The following is an 18,431-nucleotide window of genomic DNA, read 5'->3' as shown; positions in this document are numbered from 1 at the left end:
CCGACGTCGGCGCCGGGGTTCAGGGATCGTTGCGCTCGGCATAGCGGCGCCGCGCGCGCCAGACCTGCCGCAGGCGCCGGCTCTGGCGCAGCGCCAGTTGCAGCGAGGCGGCCCAGGACAAGGGTCGCGGATGCACCACCGCACGCAGCGCGCGCGAGTAGTCCAGCACCATGCCCGGCGTCCAGGCCATGGTCAGCGCACGCTTGCGGATCTGGCTGGCGACCCAGATCTCGGGCGTGAACATCATGCGCACGGCGTTGGACCAATGACGGTCGCGCACGCCGATCACGCCTTCCAGCGCCGCCTCCAGCGCATGCGCCACGGTGCTGGAGCAATTGCGGTAGGTCAGGTTGTAGATCTCGGTGCGGCGATAGTCGTCCCAGAAGCGTTCCAGGTGCGCGCGGCTGTAGTCGCGAAACACGATCTTCTCGGTCGACTCGCACCAGGCCGCCGCTTCGCTGCGGTAGTCGGTCAGGTAGCGGCCCTTGACGTTGTTGTCGGCGGTGGCGCGCAGGAGGCGCGCGAACTGGTCGGGCGAACGATCGATCTCCTCGGCAGGATAGAGACTGATGTAGAGCTCGGGCAACACCTCCAGCGCGGCATGGCCGGTGGAGATCACGCCATTGGTGTCGACCGCCGCGATGTAGCGGTCGATCACCGGCTGGCGCCGCGCCGGGCCCTTGGCGCTCCCGGTCGGCGTCCAGACGTGCACGGTCAGGGCCGGCGCGCTTGTGGCCTCTGCCTCTGCGTCGGCCGCCGCCTGCGGCGCATCGCTTGCGGCCGCCGGCGCGACGTCGGGGGATGCGGCGGGCGGCGCCTTCCAGCCCTTGCCGGGCATGCCGCCGTTGAGGCGCAAGTTCGGCTTCATGGCTTCGTCGCCGCGATAAAGGCCGGCGTCGAACGGCATGTCCGGCCCGCCGTTGCGCCGCGCCAGCATGTCCACCGACACCTGCTGCGGCAGCATGCGCGTGCGCAGCGCCAGCCAGATGATGTTCCAGCCGCCGAAGATCAACCCCAGGGCCAGGCAGAACGGCACCGTCCCCTTGTAGTGCGTGGGATAAGGCTGGAAGAACACGATCGCCAGCAGGATCTGCACCCCGCCGCCGGCCACCGCCATGCGCCAGCGCGGGAAGCGCACCACCAGCGCCGAGGTGATCTGCAGCGAGCCGCCGATGGCGAAAGCGATCCCGAACAGCATGGCCAGCGCCATGTCGCTGGCCTGGTGCCGGGTAATGACCAGAAGCGCGATCAGCAGGAACAGCGCGCCCTTGGCGTAGCGCAGCGTCTTCTGCGCGCCGATGCCGCTGTTGGCGACCCAGAGCGTGACCAGGCTCTCGGCCAGCAGCAGGTAGCCGAACAGGGTCAGCGGGAAGTTGAGCACGCCGTCCAGCGCGTCGATCATCAGCGAGACGCCGATGGTCCCCCACAGCAGCCCGGCGAAGGCCAGCGCGTGCCAGTTGCGGCGGATGAAATCGGCCCCCAAGAGCAGCAAGACAAGACGTATCACTATGTTCCCCGGGCCGTCGGCCCTTCCTTTTTCGATGCCGTGATTTTCCGTGTTTCCATGCGGACAGGCAAATGCTTCTCCGGTGGCGGCCTGCGGGGTGGATCGCGGCGCGGCAATCGCGGACAATGCGCTGTCATCCACGCCAGCCAACCCGCGTCCCCCGCCATGAATTTTCAGGTCCTGCTCTCCGCCGTCGCCGGCGCCGTCCTCCTGCCCCCGCTCAACGCCATGCTGCTGTGCGCACTCGGCTGCCTGCTGCGGCCGCGCCTGCGCCGCACCGGCAACCTGCTCATCGCGCTGGGCGCGGCGCTGTTGCTGGTGCTGAGCACCCGGGCCGGCGCCTTGCTGCTGGTGGCGCCGCTGGAAAACCAATATGCGGCGCTGGCCGATGCCGGCCAGGCGCAGGCCATCGTCATCCTCGGCGAGGGCCGCATGGCCGACGCGCCGGAATACGGCCATGCCGACAGCCCGCGTCCGCTGGGCCTGGCGCGCCTGGCCTACGGCGCCTGGCTGCACAAGTCCGGCGGACTGCCGATCCTGGTCACCGGCGGTGCGCCCGACGGTTCGGTCGAAAGCGAAGCGGCGCTGATGGCGCGCGCCCTGCAGCGCAACTTCGGCGTCGCGGCGCGCTGGCAGGAAGGCCGCTCCAACAATACCAACGACAATGCCATCATGTCGGCCGCCCTGCTCAAGCGGGCCGGCATCGAACGCGTCCTGGTGGTGACCGACGCCATCCACATGCCGCGCGCCATGCGCTGCTTCGCCGACGCCGGCCTGAACGCCGTGGCCGCGCCCACCTTGTTTGCCAGCGCGGGACGCGGCGCCCTCACCGATTATTTCCCCCGCGCATCGAATCTCGCGCTGGCCGGCTACGCCATGCACGAATGGATAGGCCTGTTGTGGTACCGGTTGCGCTACCACGGCGACGGCTCGCATTCGGAATAAACGAACTACCCTGCCTTTACCCCGCTATTTCGCCTGTTTGGCGGCCGGGCGCACCGGTAAAGTAGAGTTATCGCAGCGCCCTTCGTGAACGCTGCGGCAACCCGCGACACGCTGCTCACACAAGTAAAACAGGGATAGCCATATCCGGAATTTCCAGGGTGCAGAGACGCCAGGACAGCATCATTCAATCTAAGGAGACTCCACAATGGGCCAGCTGTCATTCAGCAAGAAACTTTGGCTTCCGCTCGTCTTGAGCCTGATCGCCCTGCTGGCGATTTCCATCTTCAGCGCGGTCATGGTCCGCAACATCCGGCTGGAAGAACGCAAGGCCGACCTCACCAACATCGGCCAGACCGCGCTCTCGCTGGTCAAGGGCTACGGCGCGCTGGCCGAGAACGGCACGATGTCCAAGGAAGATGCGCAGAAGCGCGCCTTCGGCGCCATCAAGAGCCTGCGCTACGGCAGCGACGGTTACTTCTCGATCTCCACCTCGCAGCAGATCATCATCATGCACCCGATCAAGCCCGAGCTGGACGGCAAGGACTTGACCAACCTGAAGGATCCGGCCGGCAACCAGCTGTTCGTGGAGATCTCCAAGGCCGGCGCCAAGCCGGAGGGCGGCTTCGTCAATTACCTGTGGCCCAAGGTCGGCGCATCCGACCCGGTGCCCAAGACTTCGTTCGTCATCAACTACAAGCCGTGGGACTGGAACCTGACCACCGGCGCCTACATGGATGACATCAACGCCGCCTTCATGCGCACGCTGTGGCAGATGATCGCGCTGTTCGCGTTGGTCTCTGCGGCCCTGGTGGCGCTGGTGATCGTGATCAACCGCGGCATCCTGCGCACCATCGGCGGCGATCCGGCGCGCGCGGCGGAAGTCGCCAACCGCATCGCCCAGGGCGACCTCACGCCGCAGATCGAAACCCGCCCCGGCGACACCGCCAGCCTGCTGTTCGCAGTGCGCAGCATGCGCGACTCGCTGCTCTCGACCATCTCCAACATCAAGATCTCGGCCGACACCATCGCCACCGCCTCCAGCGAAATCGCCAGCGGCAACCTCGACCTCTCCGGCCGCACCGAGCAGCAGGCCGGTTCGCTGGAAGAAACCGCCTCGGCCATGGAAGAGCTGACCTCGACCGTGAAGCAGAACGCCGACAACGCGCGCCAGGCCAACCAATTGGCCGAATCCGCCTCCGAGGTGGCGATCCAGGGCGGCAGCGTGGTCGGCCAGGTGGTGCAGACCATGGAAGGCATCACCGAGAGCTCGCGCAAGATCGCCGACATCATCGGCGTGATCGACGGCATCGCCTTCCAGACCAACATCCTGGCGCTGAACGCTGCGGTGGAAGCCGCGCGCGCCGGCGAACAGGGCCGCGGCTTTGCCGTGGTGGCCTCCGAGGTGCGCTCGCTGGCGCAACGCTCGGCCTCGGCCGCCAAGGAAATCAAATCGCTGATCGACGATTCGGTGGCCAAGGTCGATACCGGCAGCAAGCTGGTGGAGCAGGCCGGCGCGACCATGGATGAGGTCGTGGCCAGCGTCAAGCGCGTAACCGACATCGTCGGCGAGATCAGCTCGGCCAGCCAGGAGCAAAGCTCGGGCATCGCAGAAGTGGGCCGCGCCATCACGCAGATGGACGAAGGCACGCAGCAGAACGCCGCACTGGTGGAACAAGCCGCGGCCGCCGCGCAGTCGCTGCAAGACCAGGCGGCGACGCTGGCCAGCCTGGTCAGCCGTTTCCACGTCGATGCCGGCCAGGCCCGCGCCGTCCAGGCACCTGCCCCTGCCCGCCCTCCGACCCCGGCAGCCAAGCCATCGGCGCCGCGCGCGCAGCCGGCTGCGGCACGCAAGCCGCTGGCGGCCAAACCCGCAGCGCCTGCCAAGGCGGCAGCGGCCGCAGCCCCGGCCGACAAGCCGGCCAGCAAATCGCCATCGCGCCTGCCGGCAGGCGACAACGCGGACGACTGGGAAACCTTCTGACGCCGCCCCTCCGGCATTACCCCAAGCCCGCCTCGCGCGGGCTTTTTTATTTGCCGCAAATCAACTCAACAGAGCGCATCGTTGCCACATCGGCAAGCATTTCGCCTTCTTCTCAATTTTTTCGACAGCACTTTCAACGCGCTCGACAGTCACAGGGATATTCGGCTTAGAATAGCCGCGAAGTGTGCGACGTAATCGGTTTGTACGTTTTTTCATGAAGCGGTTATCAACAAGCCGCGACCGACGACGTGAACTCTGAAAGGGAAGCGGACATGGCGCAGTCACCCAAGAACATATCGGCCCTGATGTGCGAGCTCAGCATTGCGCTGGCGGAGCTGTCGGAGAAGATGAGCAATCTGTCCGTCACGCTGGAGAATCACTACCTCGATTCCAATGCCCCCGAGCCGACAGCCATGCTGGAAGCCGCCCGCGAAACCATCGAGAAGGCCCGCAGCAACTGAGGCCTGCCCTCCCCGCCATCCTCAGTCCACGGACCGCCCGTCGCGCCAGTAGTCCGGCCCCAGCGCCGCCAGCCTGGCGACGATGAAATCGGCCACCACCTGCACCCGCACCAGGTCGCGCGCATCGGCATGCGTGAGCAGCCAATAGGCGCGCGACAGCCGTATCTCCTCCGGCAGCAGGCGCACCAGCCCCGGCTCGCGCCGCGCCAGGAAACACGGCAGCACGCCCAACCCCACGCCCGCCGCCACCGCCTGCACCTGGCTGATCACATTGGAGATGCGGATGTGCGGCCTCAGCGACGGTGAGATCTCGCCCAGGTAATCCAGCTCGGACGACCACATCAGGTCATCGATGTAGCCGATCCAGCGGTGCCGCTCCAGGTCGCGGCGACTGGCGACCGCGCCGTGCTCTTCCAGGTAGGAAGGCGCGGCGTACACCCCCAGCTCGTAGTCGTTCAAGCGCCGCGCGACCAACCGGCCCTGCTCCGGGCGCGTCATGCTCACCGCCAGGTCGGCCTCGCGCTTGGACAGGCTGAACATGCGCGGGTTGGCCACCAGCTCCACCTCCAGTTCCGGATGCCGGCGCGCCAGGTGCCTCAGCTCGCGCGCGAGAAAATACGTGCCCCAGGCTTCCGGGGTGCCGATGCGCACCGAGCCGGCCAGCCCCTGGGCGGCATCGTCCTGGCGCGAGCGGATGCGGATGGCCAGGTTCTCCATCGCCTCGGCGTCCGGCACCAGGCGCTCGCCCTCGGCGGTCAGCGCATAGCCCGCCGCGCGGCGGTCGAACAGGCTGGCGCCGACGGCTTGCTCCAGCGCGGCGATGCGCCGGCTCAGCGTCGAATGGTCCACGCCCAGCTTGCGCGCAGCCACCGTCAGCCGCCCGGCGCGCACCACCGCGAGGAAGGCCTGCAGGTTGTCCCAATCGAAATTCCTCATCGCGGCGGCCCCATCCCGGTATGCGATTTTTCGCACAGAGACCGTGCAAAACTCGACATTTACGCAGAAAAATCCCAATGCTACTCTTTTTGCCGGTGGGTGGCCTCCCTCGCCCGCATCCAACAACAAGGAGACGGCATGGCAACGATGTTCAACCAATTGAAGGCGCTGGCCGAGCAAGGCAAGCCGGTGCGCGTGGGCCTGATCGGGGCCGGCAAGTTCGGCTCGATGTTCCTGTCGCAGGTGCCGCGCACGCCGGGCGTGCACCTGCTGGGCATCGCCGATCTCTCGCCGCAGCGGGCGCAGGAGTCGCTGCGGCGCGTGGGCTGGAAGGCCGAGCAATCCGCGGCGCGCTCGTGGGACGAGGCGCTGCGCCACGGCAGCACCTACGTTCAGGATGACGCCGAGGCGCTGATCTCGCAGCCCCAGCTCGACATCGTCATCGACGCCACCGGCAACCCCGCCGCCGGCATCCGCCACACCCTGCTGTGCTGCCGGCACAAAAAGCACATCATCATGGTCAACGTCGAGGCCGACGCCCTGGCCGGCCCGCTGCTGGCGCGCCGCGCGGCCGAGGCAGGCATCATTTATTCAATGGCCTACGGCGACCAGCCGGCGCTGATCGCCGAGATGGTGGACTGGGCTCGCACCTCGGGCTTCGAAGTGGTGTGCGCCGGCAAGGGCACCAAGTACCTGCCGGTGTACCACCAGTCCACGCCCGACACGGTCTGGGGCCACTACGGCTTTTCCGAGCAACAGGTGGCCGGCGGCGACTTCAATGCGCAGATGTTCAACTCCTTCCTCGACGGCACCAAGTCGGCGCTGGAAATGGCGGCTGTAGCCAACGCCTGCGGCCTGCGGCCGGCCGACTCCGGCCTGGCCTTCCCGCCCTGTGGCGTGGACGACCTGCCGGGCATCCTGCGCCCGCAGGCGGCCGGCGGCATCCTGCCGCATTCGGGCACGGTGGAGGTGGTGTCCTCGCTGGAGCGCGACGGCCGCCCGGTGTTCCGCGACCTGCGCTGGGGCGTCTACGTCACCTTCGAGGCGCCCACCGACTACGTGCGCGACTGCTTCGCCCAGTACGGACTGAAGACCGACGCCAGCGGCCGCTTCGCCTCGATGTACAAACCCTATCACCTGATCGGGCTGGAGCTGGGCTATTCGGTGGCCAACATCGCCGTGCGCGGGCAGCCCACCGGCAATACGCTGGGCTTCGCCGGCGACACCGTGGCGGTCGCCAAGCGCGACCTCAAGGCCGGCGAGAAGCTGGACGGCGAAGGCGGTTTCATGGTCTACGGCATGCTGATGCCGGCGGCCGCCTCGCTGCGGCATGAGGCGCTGCCGATCGGCCTGGCGCACGGCATCGTGCTGCAGCGGCCGGTGGCGGCCGGGCAGACGGTGAGCTGGGCCGATGTGGCCGTGGATACGTCGCGCGAGGCGATCCAGGTGCGCCGCGAGATGGAGGCCTTGTTCAGGCAAGAGATGGGATTGGGCCAACCGCGCCAGGTGGCGTGAGCCGCCGCAAATCCCCCGGCTTGTCGTCCTGACGAAGGCCGGGACCCAGCGTCGTTCAGCGCCCCTCAAAAGTCATACTTCAATTCCGCAAACACCGTCCTCTGCGGGAACGGGTGGAACAGGAAGTAATCCCGGTTGGTCAGGTTGTCCACGCCCACCGCCGCGCTCCAGTGCCGGTCGAAGCGGTAGCGCACGCGCGCGTCGAGCACGGTGTAGCCGTCGAATCCCTGGTAGGTGTGGCTGTTGACGTCGGTGTTGTCCACCGTCGCGTATACCCGCGCGCTGTAGCGGCCGGCCAGGGTGTAGCTCCAGCGGTCGTCCGGCTTGTAGGTGGCCACCAGGGTGGCGCGCCATTCCGGCACGTAGGGCGTGCGCTTGCCCACCGAGGTGGCGCCGGCCGCCGTCGGCACGTAGCCGCCGTTGGCCAGGATGCGCGCATCGACCCAGGTCAGGCTGCCGTTGAAGGACAGGCCGCGCGTCATCACGTCGTTGCGCTCGAAGGCGGCTTCGATGCCGCGCTGGCGCGTCTTGTCCACATTCTGGGTGAACGAGGCCACGCCGCTGCCCAGCGTCGAGGATTGCGAAATCAGGGCGTCCGAGACCCGCTCCTCGAACAGCGACAGGCGCCACTTGCCTTGCCCCTCGGCCAGCGCGCGCTCGATGGCCAGCTCGGTCGACCAGACCTTCTCCGGCTTCAGGTTCGGGTTGGCCTGCAGGTAGACGCCGCCCACCAGCACGTTCTGGTACAGCTCGCCCACGGTCGGGAAGCGCAGCGCGCGCCCGGCCGACAGCGTGGCCAGCCAATCATCGTTGACGCTCCAGGCCAGCGACGCCTTGGGCGACACGCCGTCCTGGCTCACCTGCGGCTGGTTCACCGGAAAGCCCACGCCTGACGCATTGGTCGAATAGTTGTAGCCGCCGAAGGCGCGCCACCATTCGTAGCGCGCCCCCAGCGTGGCCTTGAGCGACGGCGCGAGGCGCCAGACATCCTGCGCCCACAGCGCGGAAGTCTCGGTCTTGCCGCGCGAGTCGGACGCCAGCGCGCCATTGCCGCCGGAGATCCAGTCGGCGGTGTTCCAGGTCGGCGTGGCCAGGGTGTAGCGGTCGTAGTGCGCGCCGAAGCTGAACACGTGCGCGCCGCGCTTGCCGTCGGCGCCGGACGGACGCCAGATGCCCTTGGCGTCCAGCGTGCTCCAGCCGGTGCCGCCGGCGTCGGCGATGGTGCCCGCGCCGCCGCCGGCGCCGGCCGGGAAGGCGGCCGCGGAAGTGCGCGTGAGGTCGCGCGAGGACGTCATGGTGGAGGCCGCCAGCTGCCAGTCCCACACGCCCTCGGTCTTGCTGCGCAGCTCCAGTCCCTGCATCCACTGCTGCTGGTCCACGCTGTTGGCGGAAAAGCCGCCGCCGTAGGCCGGCGCGCCGTTGGCCGCGTTCTTCAGGAAAGTCTGCGCATTGGCGTTGGCCTGGTTCTGCCACATGCCCAGCGTGTAGCTGAGCGTGAGCGCGGGCGTGAAGTCGTAGCTGAGCTTGAGCCGCGCCGAGTCCTGCACGGTATGGGTGAGGTTGCCCGCGCCGAGCACGAAGACCGGCTTGCCGGTACGGTCCTGCGTGGCTACCGCGCCGGTGACGCCGGCCGGGGCGGCGTTGGCGGTCACATAGGTGACCGGCGGCGAGAAGCTGTCCAGGTGGTTGGCCGAAAAGCGCCATGCCAGCGCGCCGTCGCGGTTGCCCAGCGCGAGGTTGTACTCCTGGGCGCGATAGGTGCCGGAGGCGCCGTACTGGCTGAAATCCTGCTGCGAATACAGCGCCTTGGCGCTGGCTTCAAACTGCTGCGGCATGCGCGTGACGATCTCGGTGACCGCGCCGTAGGAGTTGCCCGGATACTCGGCGGCGAATGGCCCGTACATGACATCGATGCGCGCCATCTCTTCCGGCGCCACCATGAACCAGCGCGGCGAGCCGTTGCCGTTGTTGTTGTTCACCAGCGCCGAGAGCAGGATGCCGTCGGCGTAGACCAGGCTGCGCGCGCTGGCGTTGATGCCGGTGGTGCGCGTGGCCAGCGGCGACTGCGTGTCGCCGATGTAGCGCTTGCGCACCGACAGGCTGGGCAGGTACTTCAAGGCGTCCGAGCTGTCGGTGACGTTGATGCCGTCGGCCGCCGCCGCGGCGGTGACGCTGGCGCTGGTCTGCGGCAGCTGCCGGCGCTCGGCGACCGAGGCGCCCTCGCGCACCTCGATGACGGGCAAGGCGTCCGGCGCCTGGGCATCCGCCGACTGCGCCAACGCCGAACCGCGCCAGGCCCACAGCAGGGCCAGCATCAGCGGATGGGGTTTGAAGCGGCGACAAATCAGGGGGGCGGACAAGGGGTTCATGGCGACAACCAACAATGCGGTGCGCGAATCTAGCATGCGCGCACCGCGCTGCGGCAGCGCGCGCAGGCACCCTCGCCGGCGCCTGTTTGCCGCTGCGGACAAAAGCTTTTTGCAACAAGGACTTAGCCGGAAAACCGGCGAAAAAAAAGGGCTGCGGCATATTGTCGCGGCCCTTGAATACAACAGAGAGAAGATGAGATTTGAAACGGATTACGCGGCGCAGTCCCCGCTGCGGCTCAGGCCGCCATGTCGAGCAGCCACAGCGCGGCCCAGACCGGCGCCGAATACAGCAGCCGGCGCGACCACACCGGCACGCGCGCCGGCACATACGTCAGCGACAGCACCTGCAGCACGCCGGCCATGGTCAGGAAGCCCAGGCAACCGACGGGGCCGATGGTCCAGCCCTGCATCCTTACCGCCACCGCGAAGGTCAGCGCGATGCCCAGCGTTCCCAGCCGGCGCATGCGGCGGCGCATGGCCGCGGGCGGCTCGGCGCCGCGGCCGTGGATGTCGGCGTAGTGGCGGTCCATGCCGATGGCCAGCGCGCTCCATGCGCAATAGGCCAGCACCATCGCCAGCATGAAACCGAAGGGATCCATCATGCGGCCTCCTTCAGCTTGGCGGCGTCATGGCCGGCGCGGGCGGGCGCAGCCTTGGCCTGCTTCCTGCCGCGCCGGTTGAGCGCGCGCACCACCAGCGCCAACGCGATGCCCAGCAGCAGCACGGTGATGTCGAAGCCGGCCACCGGCCACGGGCCGCGCCCCAGGAACAGCGTCACGCCCAGGTGCGAGTGCGTGGTGAAGACGTTGAGGATGGGAATGCCGATCAGCATGGCCGCGCCCACCGAGAGCTGGAAGCGCCACATGCCCAGGGTCGGTCGCAGCTGCGCCAGCACGGCGGCGATCGCCCATGCCGCGAAGAACCAGGTGATCTCCATTTGCGGCCGCTGCGGCAGTCCGACCGGCACCAGGCGGTTGGCCCAGAAATAGGCGGCGAAGGCAATCGGCAGGCCGGCGATGGCGCCGATGTTCAGGGCATCCACCAGGCGCAGCCCGAAGCTGGCGCGCGCGCCGGCGGCAATCGCCTTGGCTTGCTTCTGGCGCGTCTTGACCGCCCACAGCAGCGCGCCGCTGGCCACCATGACGCAGCCCGACAGGCCGCACAGGAAGAACAGCACGCGCAGCCAGGCGTCGGCGAAGTGCCCCATGTGCAGGCCGTACAGCGCGCCGCGCGTGAGCGCCGCGCCGCTGGGCTCGTCGCCCACGACCGAGGCCTGCACGCCGGTGACGCCGTTGAACATCATGCCCGGCTGCAGGTAGGAGAGCGTGCGCATCTTCTCGCGCGTGACGACGATGGTGGCGTTGGCGTCGCCCGGGTTGTTGACCACGATAGTGGCCAGGCGCGCGCCGTTCCAGTGCCGCAAGGCCTGCTCGGCGACCGGCCCCAGCGGCGTCAGCGCGGCGGGCACGCCGGCCGGCTTGGCGCGGCCGGCGCCGACCGGGAACACTTCCTCGAAGAAGGCGGACTCGCCGCCCGGCCCCTTGTAGTTGGCCTGTACGCCCCAGGGCATGAGCATGAACATCAGCGTGATCAGGCCGGTATAGGTGATCATCAGGTGGTACGGCAGCGCCAGCACCGCGGCGGCGTTGTGCGCGTCCAGCCAGGAACGCTGGCCCTTGCCGGGACGGAAGGTGAAGAAATCCTTGAAGATGCGCTTGTGCGTGATCACACCGCTGACGATGGCCACCAGCATGAACATGGCGCAGATGCTGACGATCCAGCGCGCCCACAGCGCCGGCATATAGTGCAGGTCGAAATGCAGGCGATACAGGAACTCGCCGCCGCGGGTCTCGCGCACCGCCGCCAGCTTCTGTCCGGTGGCGGGATCGATGGTCTCGCTCTTGAAGCGGCTGCGCGCCCCGCCCTTGGCGCCGTCCTTGGGCGGCGGGCTGACCCAGCCCACGCGCATGGCGCTGCCGCGTTCCGAGGGCATGCTGATGAACCAGCGCTCGGCCTGCGGCGCCTGCTGTTGCAGGTGCTCCACCGCATGCTGCAGGGCCACCGCCGGCGCTACCTCCTGGCGGGCCGAGCCATGCAGCTCGGGGCTCATCCAGAAGGTGATCTCTTCCTTGAAATAACTGGCCGTGCCGGCCGAAAACACCAGCAGCAGCACCCAGCACACCAGAAGGCCGCTCCAGGTGTGCAGCCACGCCATCGACTGGCGAAATCCTTCCCTCATGCCGCGCTCCTGCCGAACCAGTACGCCAGCGCCAGCGCCAGCGTGGGCAAGCCCAGGCCGGTCCAGGCGCGCCAGGCGTCGCGCGCGGCGAACACCCAGATCACCGCACAGGTATAGATCAGGAAGGACAGCATGGTGGCCGTCATCGCCGCGTCGGCCCTGGCCATCGGCAGCCATGCCGCCAGCAGCGCGGTGCACAGCGCCGCCAGCGCGTAGCCGCAGGCGACCGCGGCCACGATGCGGGAGAGGACCGCCAGGCGATACATCGCCGTCGGGCCGGATTGCGTCGTCGATTTCATGGTCGGTGCCGCTGCCTTACGCGATTACTTGTTGGGCTTGGCGGCCGGACCGGCGGCAAGCGCCTTGATGCCCTTGGCCTGCACCAGCGACAGGGTGGTCACGAAGCTGGCAGTGTCGAAGGGCTTGCCGTCGCGCTCGCCGGCGGTCTTGTCGGTGTGGTGGACTTCAGCCACGTAGACGCCTTGCCAGGGCAGCTCGAACTGCACCAGGCCCTGCTCGTTGGAATAGGCTTCCTTCATCCAGCCCGATTGCACCACCAGGCCGACCTTGGCCTTGGGCAGCGGCTGGTTCTTGTAGGTCACCTTGAACTCGCCGGGCTTGCCGGTGGGCAGCAGGTCCAGGGTCAGGCGCGGCTCCTGCGCCTCGCCGGAGGTCACCAGGCGCGCGGCCGGGGTCCAGGCGGTGCGGGTCGGCGTGCCGCCGCCGTGCTTGTTCTCGAACACCGGATAGTGCGCTTCCTCGGCGACGATGGATTCGCCCTTGCCGGCCTTGGCCGACAGGTTGAAGGCATTGGACTTCTTGGCGAGGTCCAGCGTGCGGTCGCCGTTGGGGCTGATCAGCACGGCGCTGGGCGAGACGAACTTGTCGAGCAGGCCGGGCGAGGCTTCGCGCAGGTTCTCGCCGAATTCGCCGAAGTACAGCTGGGCGCCCTTGGCGTCCTGCTGCAGCCAGATCTGGTGGGCAGAGGCCGGCGCCGCCAGCACGAGGGAAGTGAGCAGACCCGATACGATCGCCAAACGCTTCATGAACTTATTCCTTTCGATGTTTGTTTTCTGATGACACTCTGGATGACATTGAGCTGGACAAACGGCACGCCGCGCGCAAGCGCGCATGCCGTTTCGTTTGGCGCGAACGGATTGCCGTCGGAGACCGGTACGGTTGGAAAAGGATGCCTGGCGCGCGACGGCCGGACGATGCCGGCGGCGGCTGGCGTATTCAACGATGGCGACGACGGCGGTGAAGCCTGGGCGCTCCCGCGCCCGGCTTCATCGGTCCCTCGCCTGACCATGGCCATGGCCATTCCTGCTGGCCTGTTGCCGACCCGTTCCCTGGTTCCCGATGGCTGGCGTCCCTGCCCTGTGTTGCACCGGCGGGACGCTTTGCTTTGTTCTCTATCTTGAGAATGATTATCAATTATATTGCCTGCCCGCCCTTCGGACAAGGGAAACGACAAGACCTTTGGCGGCGCGCCACCCGTGCCGCGCGAGTCCCTGCCCTGCGCCGGCGGGCGCTTGACACACAGGGTATGATCTTTAGCCGGTTTGCCCCGCCGCGCCGGATACGAGCTGCGGCCCGCGGGCGACCGCCCCAACCCTGAACTGGAGAATCCGCCCCATGCTTCGCCGCAACCCATCCGGCCACCGGCCCCAAGTCCATGAATCCGCCTACGTCGACCAGACCGCCATTCTGTGCGGCAAGGTGATCGTCCATGAAAACGTCTTCATCGGCCCCTACGCCGTGATCCGCGCCGACGAAGTCGACGCCGACGGCGAAATGGAGCCCATCATCATCGGCGCCCACTCCAACATCCAGGACGGCGTGGTGATCCACTCCAAGTCCGGCGCCGCCGTTACCATCGGCGAGCGCACCTCGATCGCCCACCGCGCCATCGTGCACGGCCCCTGCACGGTCGGCGACGGCGCCTTCATCGGCTTCAACAGCGTGCTGTTCAACTGCAGCATCGGCGCCGGCTGCGTGGTGCGCCACAACGCCGTGGTGGACGGCTGCGACCTGCCGGCCGGCTTCTACGTGCCCTCCACCGAACGCATCGGCCCCAAGACCGACCTCGCCAGCATCGCCCGCGTGTCGGTGGCCGCCTCGGAATTCTCGGAAGACGTGGCGCGCACCAACAACGAGCTGGTGCTGGGCTACAAGAAACTGCAGAACGAGTTCTGATACGGCCCCAAAACAAAACGGCCGCTCCCGTCACGGGAGCGGCCGTTTTTGCAGGCGCCGGAAGATCAGCTGCCGCGATAGGTCGAGTAGGCCCAGGGCGAGACCACCAGCGGCACATGGTAATTCTGCGCCGGGTCGGCGATGCCGAAGGCGATCACCACCTCGTCGACGAAGCGCGGACTGGGCAGCTCCACGCCTTGCGCGGCGAAGTAGTCGCCGGCGCAAAACACCAGCTCATACTTGCCGGCGCGCAGCGCGTCGCCGGCCAGCAGCGGTTCGTCGCAGCGGCCGTCGCCGTTGGTGACGGCGTTCTTGAGCAGCCTGCGCTGGCCGTTCTCCAGCGCATACAGCGCCAGGCTGACGCCGGCGCCGGGCTTGCCTTTGGTGATGTCCAGCACGTGCGTGCTCAGTTTTCCCATGATGTTTCCCTTTTCCTCGTTGGTTTGCCTGGCGGGGTGCGCATGCGTCGATGCGATGCCGGGCATGATATACCGCCGCCTCCAAGTCCATATATGGACCACCTTATACCAGTCATCCGTTGCGCGGACATAATGCCTTACCGCTAAAAAACCAAGACAAGGCTGGAGACATGAAAGACCCCGCATATCCGCGCGAGCTGGCCGGCTACGGCCGCCGTCCGCCCCACGCGCGCTGGCCGGGCGGCGCCCGCATCGCCGTGCAGTTCGTCCTGAACTACGAGGAAGGGGCGGAAAACTGCGTCCTGGACGGCGACGCCGGCTCCGAGACCTTCCTCTCCGAGATCATCGGCGCGCAAAGCTTCGCCGCGCGCCACATGAGCATGGAATCGATCTACGAATACGGCTCGCGCGCCGGCCTGTGGCGCCTCTTGCGCATGTTCGAGGAGCGCCGCCTGCCGCTGACCGTGTTCGGCGTGGCGCGCGCGCTGCAGCGCAACCGGGAGGCCACCGCCGCCTTCCTGGAACTGGGCCACGAGATCGCCTGCCACGGCCTGCGCTGGATCAGCTACCAACACATCGACGAAGCCACCGAACGGCGCCACATCGCCGAGGCCGTCGCCATCATCCGCGAACTCACCGGCGCGCCGCCGCTGGGCTGGTACACCGGGCGCGACTCGCCCAACACGCGCCGGCTGGTGGCCGAGCACGGCGGCTTCAGCTACGACGCCGACAGCTACGCCGACGACCTGCCCTACTGGGAAGAGGTCGCCACCGGCGGCGCCGTGACGCCCCAGCTGATCGTGCCCTACACGCTCGACACCAACGACATGCGCTTCGCCGCGCCGCAGGGGTTCAACTCCGGCGCCCAGTTCTTCGACTACCTGAAGGACGCCTTCGACACCCTCTACGCCGAAGGCGACCCGGACGGCCTGGACCGGCCCAAGATGCTGTCGGTCGGGCTGCATTGCCGGCTGGCCGGCCGTCCGGCACGCGCCGCGGCGCTGGCGCGCTTCCTCGACTACATCGGCAGCCGCGACCGGGTCTGGATCGCGCGCCGCATCGACATCGCCGACCACTGGCGCAAGATCCATCCGCACACGCCATCCGCTCCCAACAGGAGCTGATCGTCGCGCGCAAAGCGCCGGCCCACCCTGCCGCCGGCCACGTGCCCGTATCGCGCCACCCACCGGCTGGCGTAGAATGCGAGCCCCTGAGCATCTCGCTGCAGCACCGCCGTGGCGGCACCACGGACACGCGCATACCAATAACCAAGCGCGATCATCCCTACGAGGAGGAAAAACCATGCAACAAGCTTCCCTGCGCATCCAGGGCGTCATCGCCGCCGGCCTGATGGCCGCCTCCGGCGCCGCGGCCGCCGTCGACTGGGCCGACAATTCCATCGGCTACCGCTACGGCACCCGCTTCGCCGAGCCCTACCACACGCAGGACATCAGCAAGAACGTCGTCAACTTCATGCACAGCAGCGGCTACAAGTACGGCACCAATTTCCTCAACGTCGACCTGTTGATGTCCGACAACAAGGACGACAACGCGCGGGAAGTCTACGTCACCTATCGCCACACGCTGGACATCGGCAAGATCGCCGGCCGCGACCTCTCCTTCGGCCCGGCGCGCGGCGTGGGCATGACGCTGGGCTTCGACTGGAACACCAAGAACGACAGCGGCTACGCCTCGAAGAAGCGCATGTGGGTGGTCGGCCCGACCCTGATGATGGACGTGCCGGGCTTCCTCAACGTGAGCATCCTGGCGCTGTTCGAGAGCAACAAGCCCAGGAGCATCTCCAGCCGCTACAACTACGACGCGCACCCGATGCTGAACCTGGCCTGGGGCATCCCCATCGGCAGCTCCGGCTTCGCCTTCGAGGGCTACATGAACTACATCGCCGCCAAGGGCCGCGACGAGTTCGGCGTACCCACCTCGCCCGAGCTGAACTTCGACGGCCAGATCATGTACGACGTCGGCAACAGCATCGGCATGGGCAAGAACACGCTGCGCCTGGGCCTGGAATACCAATACTGGCGCAACAAGTTCGGCAACCAGAACAAGGTGCCGGGCGCTACCGCCAGCACGCCGATGGTGCGCATGGAATACCACTTCTGATTACCTCGGGCGCGCGCCCTCCGTACTCGAATAAAAAAGCCCGGCATCGCCGGGCTTTTTCATTGGCGCATTGGCGTCGCGAGCTCAGACGAACTGCCCGATGCCGGCGATCACCGCGTTGCGCACCGAGCCGCTGACCACGAAGCCGTGCGCGGCCTGGATGTCGTCGTGGAACCAGCGGTCGCCGTCCAGGCAAGCCGGGATCTGGCGACGGATCTCGTCATAGGCGGCCTGCGTGCCCTGGCCCAGCCTGAAGTCCTTCAGCAGCTCCTCGGTCATGGTCAGCGCCTGCGCCGCCAGCAGCATTTCCACGCCGACGATGTACTGCGTGTTCTGCACCACCGTCATCGCCTTGCGCGCGCACCAGGTCGAGTTGGAGATGTGGTCTTCGCTGTTGCCCTTGGACGGGATGCTGTCCACGCTGCCCGGCATCGACAGCGTGCGGTTTTCCATCACCAGCGAGCTGAGCGAGCACTGCACCACCGGGTAGCCGGTGTTGACGCCGCGCACCCCGCTCATCAGGTTGCGCGGCAGGCCCCACGACAGCGTCGGGTCGATCAGGCGCGCCACGCGGCGCTCGCAGATGCTGCCCAGGTCGGTGATGGCCATGGCCAGCAGGTCCATCGCCTGCGCCAGGTACTGGCCGTGGAAATTGCCGCCGGAGATGATCTCGAAGCCCTCGCCGTCTTCCTTGTTGAAGATCAGCGGATTGTCGGTGGCGGAGTTGGTCTCCTTTTCGATGATGGTGTCGATGTAATCCAGCGCATCGAACACCGGGCCGTAGACCTGGGGCGAGCAGCGCAGCGAGTACACGTCCTGGATGCGCGCGGTGTAGGGGATGTCGGTGCGGCGCAGCTCGTCCGGCAGCTGCACGGCGCGCGCCTCGTGGGTGGTGCGGGTGGAGCCCTTCAGGAGCGTGCGCACCACCTGCGCGGTCTTGATCTGGCCGGCATGCGGGCGCGCCTGCTGGATGCGCGGGTCGAAGGCGGACATCTCGGCGCGCATCGCCTCCAGCGTCAGGCCCAGCGACAGGCAGGCGTCGGTGAGCAGGTGGCGGGCGTCGTGCGCGGCCAGGATCGCAACGGCCAGCGAGGCGGTGCAGCCGTTGATCAGGGCCGAGGCGTCCTTGGCCTTGAGGTCGAACCGCACCGGGCCGATGCCGGCTTGCGTGATGGCCTGCGGCGCGCGCATGCGCTGCCCCCGGTACATCACCTCGGCCTCCTCGAAGCCGGCGATGGCGGCGGCCAGGTAGGCCAGCGGCGCCAGGTCGCCGGAGGCGCCCACCGAGCCCTTCTGCGGCATGATTGGATGGATGCCGGCGTTGATGAAGGCCAGCAGGCGATCCACCACCTCCACCCGCGGCGCCGAATAGTTGGAGGCGAAGGCGTTGGCGCGCAGCAGCATGGTGGCGCGGCTGACCTCCTCCGGGAACGGCTCGCCGATGCCGGCGCTGTGGGCGCGGATCAGTTGGGTCTGGAACAGCTCGATGTGCTCAACCTTGATGCGGGTGTCCTTCAACAGGCCCACGCCGGTGTTGAAGCTGTACATCATCGGCGCCTCGTCGTGCATCCAGGTGCTTTCGATGTAGTCGCGGCTTTGCTTCAATGCCGCGCGAGAGGAGTCGGCCAGCGCCACCTTGAGGTGCGGGGCGCGGGCGACGTCGACCACTTGCTGCGCGGTCAGGTTGAAGCCGTCGATGGTGATGGTCTGCATGGGGATTCTTGCCTTCCTTTTATCGTTGT

General features: G+C 67.6%; 17 protein-coding genes. 7 read left to right on the top strand and 10 right to left on the bottom strand.

From position 1 onward, the window contains the following. Positions 1 to 19: 19 nt before the first annotated feature. A complete protein-coding gene (locus tag Herbaro_RS07060; protein WP_275013122.1) occupies positions 20 to 1,507 on the bottom strand; it encodes an HdeD family acid-resistance protein in 1,488 nt (495 codons plus the stop codon). Positions 1,508 to 1,672: 165 nt separating this feature from the next. Here Herbaro_RS07060 and Herbaro_RS07055 point away from each other — a divergent pair, with 165 nt between their 5' ends. The 3 genes from Herbaro_RS07055 to Herbaro_RS07045 all read left to right on the top strand — a co-directional run bounded on the left by Herbaro_RS07055 (position 1,673) and on the right by Herbaro_RS07045 (position 4,894). Continuing rightward, positions 1,673 to 2,452, top strand: a complete 780-nt coding sequence (locus tag Herbaro_RS07055; protein WP_275013121.1) for a YdcF family protein — start codon at positions 1,673 to 1,675, stop codon at positions 2,450 to 2,452. A 205-nt stretch (positions 2,453 to 2,657) separates the two neighbouring features. After that, the gene (locus Herbaro_RS07050; RefSeq protein ID WP_275013120.1) at positions 2,658 to 4,433 is read left to right on the top strand and encodes a methyl-accepting chemotaxis protein; all 1,776 of its coding nucleotides are present in this window, start codon (positions 2,658 to 2,660) and stop codon (positions 4,431 to 4,433) included. Positions 4,434 to 4,705: 272 nt separating this feature from the next. Further along, positions 4,706 to 4,894 carry a hypothetical protein gene (locus Herbaro_RS07045; protein WP_275013119.1) on the top strand — a complete coding sequence of 63 codons (189 nt, stop codon included), beginning with the start codon at positions 4,706 to 4,708 and terminating at the stop codon, positions 4,892 to 4,894. Between the two features lie 21 nt (positions 4,895 to 4,915). On the opposite strand, the gene Herbaro_RS07040 is transcribed toward Herbaro_RS07045, so the two are convergent. Continuing rightward, complete coding sequence (locus tag Herbaro_RS07040; protein ID WP_275013118.1) at positions 4,916 to 5,830, bottom strand: LysR family transcriptional regulator; 915 nt, start codon at positions 5,828 to 5,830, stop codon at positions 4,916 to 4,918. 138 nt (positions 5,831 to 5,968) lie between these two features. On the opposite strand from Herbaro_RS07040, the gene Herbaro_RS07035 reads away from it, so the two are divergent. Continuing rightward, positions 5,969 to 7,345, top strand: coding sequence for an NAD(P)H-dependent oxidoreductase (locus Herbaro_RS07035; protein WP_446719311.1), 1,377 nt, complete (start codon positions 5,969 to 5,971; stop codon positions 7,343 to 7,345). 65 nt (positions 7,346 to 7,410) lie between these two features. Here Herbaro_RS07035 and Herbaro_RS07030 read toward each other — a convergent pair whose 3' ends face one another. The 6 genes from Herbaro_RS07030 to Herbaro_RS07005 form a co-directional block, all read right to left on the bottom strand. Then, the gene (locus Herbaro_RS07030; protein WP_275013117.1) at positions 7,411 to 9,714 is read right to left on the bottom strand and encodes a TonB-dependent receptor; all 2,304 of its coding nucleotides are present in this window, start codon (positions 9,712 to 9,714) and stop codon (positions 7,411 to 7,413) included. Between the two features lie 236 nt (positions 9,715 to 9,950). Further along, positions 9,951 to 10,316, bottom strand: coding sequence for a DUF3325 domain-containing protein (locus tag Herbaro_RS07025; RefSeq protein WP_275013116.1), 366 nt, complete (start codon positions 10,314 to 10,316; stop codon positions 9,951 to 9,953). Beyond that, a complete protein-coding gene (locus Herbaro_RS07020; protein WP_275013115.1) occupies positions 10,313 to 11,953 on the bottom strand; it encodes a PepSY-associated TM helix domain-containing protein in 1,641 nt (546 codons plus the stop codon). Before Herbaro_RS07020 ends, Herbaro_RS07025 begins: the two co-directional genes overlap by 4 nt. Beyond that, complete coding sequence (locus tag Herbaro_RS07015; RefSeq protein ID WP_275013114.1) at positions 11,950 to 12,252, bottom strand: DUF3649 domain-containing protein; 303 nt, start codon at positions 12,250 to 12,252, stop codon at positions 11,950 to 11,952. The genes Herbaro_RS07020 and Herbaro_RS07015 overlap by 4 nt, the downstream gene beginning before the upstream one ends. Before the next feature lie 24 nt (positions 12,253 to 12,276). Continuing rightward, complete coding sequence (locus Herbaro_RS07010) at positions 12,277 to 12,999, bottom strand: cobalt ABC transporter substrate-binding protein (protein WP_275013113.1); 723 nt, start codon at positions 12,997 to 12,999, stop codon at positions 12,277 to 12,279. Beyond that, positions 12,996 to 13,268, bottom strand: coding sequence for a hypothetical protein (locus Herbaro_RS07005; protein ID WP_275013112.1), 273 nt, complete (start codon positions 13,266 to 13,268; stop codon positions 12,996 to 12,998). The genes Herbaro_RS07010 and Herbaro_RS07005 overlap by 4 nt, the downstream gene beginning before the upstream one ends. Before the next feature lie 320 nt (positions 13,269 to 13,588). On the opposite strand from Herbaro_RS07005, the gene Herbaro_RS07000 reads away from it, so the two are divergent. Next, positions 13,589 to 14,149, top strand: coding sequence for a gamma carbonic anhydrase family protein (locus Herbaro_RS07000; RefSeq protein ID WP_275013111.1), 561 nt, complete (start codon positions 13,589 to 13,591; stop codon positions 14,147 to 14,149). A 65-nt stretch (positions 14,150 to 14,214) separates the two neighbouring features. On the opposite strand, the gene uraH is transcribed toward Herbaro_RS07000, so the two are convergent. Beyond that, entirely contained in the window at positions 14,215 to 14,568 is a 354-nt protein-coding gene (uraH, locus tag Herbaro_RS06995) for a hydroxyisourate hydrolase (RefSeq protein WP_275013110.1), read from the bottom strand. 170 nt (positions 14,569 to 14,738) lie between these two features. Here uraH and puuE point away from each other — a divergent pair, with 170 nt between their 5' ends. Both puuE and Herbaro_RS06985 read left to right on the top strand, forming a co-directional pair. Beyond that, on the top strand, positions 14,739 to 15,692 hold the full coding sequence (puuE, locus tag Herbaro_RS06990) for an allantoinase PuuE (RefSeq protein WP_275013109.1): 954 nt from the start codon (positions 14,739 to 14,741) through the stop codon (positions 15,690 to 15,692). Between the two features lie 178 nt (positions 15,693 to 15,870). Further along, positions 15,871 to 16,689 carry an outer envelope protein gene (locus Herbaro_RS06985; RefSeq protein ID WP_275013108.1) on the top strand — a complete coding sequence of 273 codons (819 nt, stop codon included), beginning with the start codon at positions 15,871 to 15,873 and terminating at the stop codon, positions 16,687 to 16,689. An 84-nt stretch (positions 16,690 to 16,773) separates the two neighbouring features. Here the strand turns inward: Herbaro_RS06985 and Herbaro_RS06980 are convergent, their stop codons facing one another. Then, a complete protein-coding gene (locus Herbaro_RS06980; protein WP_275013107.1) occupies positions 16,774 to 18,402 on the bottom strand; it encodes an HAL/PAL/TAL family ammonia-lyase in 1,629 nt (542 codons plus the stop codon). Between the last annotated feature and the right edge of the window lie 29 nt (positions 18,403 to 18,431).

Source organism: Herbaspirillum sp. WKF16 (genome assembly GCF_028993615.1).
In the GTDB taxonomy this organism is placed as follows: domain Bacteria; phylum Pseudomonadota; class Gammaproteobacteria; order Burkholderiales; family Burkholderiaceae_D; genus Herbaspirillum.
Note: the sequence above shows the minus strand (reverse complement) of the source record. Positions and strands in the feature narration are given on the sequence as shown.